The sequence below is a fragment of the Salinivibrio socompensis S35 genome (assembly GCF_000513715.1).
Taxonomy (GTDB): Bacteria; Pseudomonadota; Gammaproteobacteria; order Enterobacterales; family Vibrionaceae; genus Salinivibrio; species Salinivibrio socompensis.
Window position 1 is genome coordinate 1 of record NZ_AQOD01000128.1, and the last position, 3,763, is coordinate 3,763.

Sequence of the window (3,763 nt, forward strand, 5' to 3'; positions counted from 1 at the left end):
TCACTACCCTTGTACATACAGCATCACTGAAAACAGGTGCTTGGATACCATTCAATGTATTAGAACAAAAGAATCTGGGCGCTGATCTACACAACAGCATCAGGTACTAAGGTCGGACTCAGCATCACCAAACTCATCGGAACAGAGGTAGCTAACCTCAGCTCCAGGAGAGATACAAGGTCGGACAAGCGCCAACACGATGTGAATCCTGTATACCCAAGCCAACTGCGCGCCTCCGACATCGAGGTCAAATCGGGCACCGATCGTGACAGGCGCCCGTTGGCATGGTGCATGATTGTTGACACGGTGCCGGGCTTGTGTCACCTACGCCAATGGCACGATCGAAAACCGCCAATACGAGCACGATCTGCTCTGTCTAGTTTCTAGTCTCTAGAAGCGCAGCGTCTCGTCTCTTTCTCTATTCGGACTAAAGTGCCTGTCCCCATAAAATGAAAGTGCCTGTCCCCATAAGACTAAAGTGCCTGTCCCTATAAAATTGCCCATAAAACTGCCCAAAAAACTAATTTTTTCTCGCGGTGCTGGCGCGGTGTGCCAGTCTAAATGGAATAATTTGAGAGCCAGTAAGCGGTTGGCCTTCAATGGCTTGTAAAATATGTGAGGCTGCCTGTGTACCGAGGGATTGATAATCAATTTCAGCGCTAGTCAGGCTAGGAAACGCATGCTCGCTCATTGATGACCCTTCCAAACTGATAATCGCGATATCAGTCGGCACTTTTAACACCCGTCGGTGACACTCAAACAAAGCACCAATCGCCACCTCTTCATGGCTACAGACCAGCGCGTCCAAAGTAGCATCGCGCAGTAACAATTTCGCAAGCCCCTCAGCCCCCAATTGTGCCGATGGTGCCTCATGAGTAGTCAGAAAATGGTCGGGGGCTAAATAATGCTCAATCATCGCGCCCTGCCAACCCTGTAGCTTGCGCTGTAAGGTTGCATGATTGCCTCGCGCACCAATAAAACCAATATTATTAAAGCCCTGACTAACGAGGTGCGATGTACACGTCTTACCGATATCGTGGGGATCGCTGCCCATGCTGGCATAGTCCATCATAGAGGGCGACTCAGCGATTTCGAGGACAGGTGCATTGGCCATCGCGAGCAATTGGTGAGTACGCTGAGTATGTTCATTGCCAAACAGCACCACCGCCGCTGGACGGTTTTCCAAAAAACTGGCCAGTAAATCCTCTTCCTGCTGAACCGAATAATCACTGTAGCCCAGCAACAATTGATAGCCGGCTTTATTCAACCGCTGTTGAAAACTGGGCAAAAACAAGGCGCACGCCTTTTCCAGTAAAGAAGGAATAATCAACGCAATGGCATCGCTTTGCGCCGATGCCAAGGCACCTGCGGCTTTGTTCGGTATATAGCCAAGCTGCTCAACAGCACGCTCAACCTTATCGCGCAATTTGTCAGAGACAGCATCCGGGGTACGCAACACCCTGGAGACCGTCATGGTGCCTACCCCTGCCTGTTTGGCGACATCCGCGAGCGTGACTTTACCTGTATTACGTCGTTTTCTTGGTTCACTCATCTTATCTATTGATTACTCATCATTTTATGACACCGTATCCTACCACAGCCATCAGCGAATAATCCGTACCCTACATAGTCTCTTTGTAGCATGAATCATTGCCAGCCAGGAAAAATGATAGCGCTATTAGATAGCGCTACCATTTGTGATCACTGTCCATTTATTGCTCAGTTTTCAGCGATAGAGTTATCAACAATTCTCCAACAACCCAATAAAACCTTTAAAACGGATAGAGCCATGTTACGAGATCTGATTACCGCCGACGTTATCCGCATTCACCAAGATGCCAACGATTGGCAAGATGCCATCAACAAAGCCTGCGCAGCACTTTTAACTAACGGAGCTATCGAGCCAAGCTATGTCGACGCAATTTATCGCTCACACCAAGAAATCGGTCCCTACTATGTGGTGGGCCCGGGTATCGCGATGCCCCACGCACGCCCTGAGGATGGCGTTAACCGCTTAGCCCTTGCTATTACCGTGATTCAAAACGGCGTCAATTTTGATAGTGCGGAAAACGATCCGGTCAAGATGCTGGTTACTCTTGCAGCCACTGACAGTAACAGCCATGTCGAGGCCATTTCTCAACTCGCGAACCTATTTATGAACGAGGCACACATCGCACAGATCAGCCGCGCAACCACCGCGGATGAGATCTTAGCGATCATAGCCGAGTACTAATCCAAAAACCGATACCAATAAAACTCAAATACCTGCAAAAAAATAGAAGGTCTGAATTATGAAAATCACAGTCGTATGCGGCCATGGTCTTGGCACCAGCCTAATGATGGAAATGAGCATCAAACAAATCATCAAAGATCTCGGCGTCGAGGCCAGTGTTGATCATATCGATCTCGGCTCGGTATCTGGGACAGACGCCGATATATTCGTTGGTACCAACGACATTGCCCAGCAGTTGCAATCGATGAGCGTGTCACCGCGTATTGTCGCGCTCGACAACATGGTAGATAAAGAAGCAATGAAAACTCGCTTATCTGAAGCCCTACAAGCACTCGGTGCCTTATAAGGAGTAACGTTATGCCCTTTTTTAATTTCCTGATGAAAGACGTACTCTCTGAGCCCGCGGTATTAGTGGGTTTGATTGCACTGATTGGTTTAATCGCCCAGAAAAAGCCCGCGACTGAATGTATCAAAGGCACCATCAAACCATTCTGGGTTTTGTGATCCTAGGGGCGGGTGCCTCATTGGTAGTCAGCTCACTCGGTGATTTTGCCACCATTTTCCAGCATGCGTTTGGCATCAGTGGCGTGGTGCCCAACAACGAAGCCATTGTCTCTATTGCCCAAGAAGCCTTTGGTAAGGAAATGGCAATGATCATGTTCTTCGGCATGCTGGTTAACATTCTTATCGCACGCTTAACCCCGTGGAAATTCATCTTTTTAACCGGCCATCACACCCTCTTTATGTCGATGATGGTGGCCGCTATCCTCTCAACCAGCGGGATGGAAGGGATCCCATTGGTGGCACTGGGTTCAGTGGTTGTCGGCTCGGTGATGGTGTTCTTCCCTGCTATCGCGCATCGATACATGAAACAAGTCACTGGCTCAGATGAAGTCGCCATTGGCCATTTTTCTACCCTCTCTTATGTATTAGCCGGCTTTATTGGCAGCAAGTTTGGCAACAAAGCCCACTCCACTGAAGACATGGACGTGCCCAAAAGCCTCTTGTTCTTGCGTGATACCCCAGTGGCTATCTCGTTCACCATGGGGATTATTTTTATGGTGACGTGTCTGTTTGCTGGCGGAGATTTTGTGCGCGAGGTGAGTGACGGTAAACACTGGTTTATGTTTGCATTAATGCAGTCGATCACCTTTGCGGGCGGGGTATACGTAATCTTGCAAGGGGTAAGAATGGTGATTGCCGAGATTGTGCCGGCGTTTAAAGGGATTTCCGACAAACTGGTGCCCAATGCTAAGCCAGCACTCGACTGTCCCGTGGTCTTCCCCTACGCCCCCAATGCCGTACTAGTAGGCTTTTTATCTAGCTTTGTTGCTGGGCTTGTCGGTATGTTCCTGCTCTATATTTTGGGGCTTACGGTGATTATCCCTGGCGTGGTACCTCACTTTTTCGTCGGCGCAGCAGCAGGGGTATTCGGTAATGCCACCGGCGGACGACGCGGCGCAATTTTAGGCGCTTGTCGCAAGGCCTATTGATCACCTTCTGCCGTGTTCCTCCTCCCGTACTCCGGCT

At 49.4% G+C, this 3,763-nt stretch carries 3 protein-coding genes and 1 pseudogene; 3 read left to right on the forward strand and 1 reads right to left on the reverse strand.

Annotated elements, in window-relative coordinates; genetic code table 11:
- Positions 1-520 precede the first annotated feature (520 nt).
- Entirely contained in the window at positions 521-1,552 is a 1,032-nt protein-coding gene (locus DZ54_RS0113690; RefSeq protein ID WP_025674669.1) for a LacI family DNA-binding transcriptional regulator, read from the reverse strand.
- 237 nt (positions 1,553-1,789) lie between these two features.
- Here DZ54_RS0113690 and DZ54_RS0113695 point away from each other — a divergent pair, with 237 nt between their 5' ends.
- From DZ54_RS0113695 to DZ54_RS21850, 3 genes and pseudogenes are all read left to right on the forward strand, one after another.
- Positions 1,790-2,233, forward strand: coding sequence for a PTS sugar transporter subunit IIA (locus DZ54_RS0113695; protein WP_025674671.1), 444 nt, complete (start codon positions 1,790-1,792; stop codon positions 2,231-2,233).
- 58 nt (positions 2,234-2,291) lie between these two features.
- Entirely contained in the window at positions 2,292-2,579 is a 288-nt protein-coding gene (locus DZ54_RS0113700; protein ID WP_025674673.1) for a PTS sugar transporter subunit IIB, read from the forward strand.
- Positions 2,580-2,590: 11 nt separating this feature from the next.
- A pseudogene (locus DZ54_RS21850) lies at positions 2,591-3,763 on the forward strand (PTS ascorbate transporter subunit IIC); the annotation flags it as partial.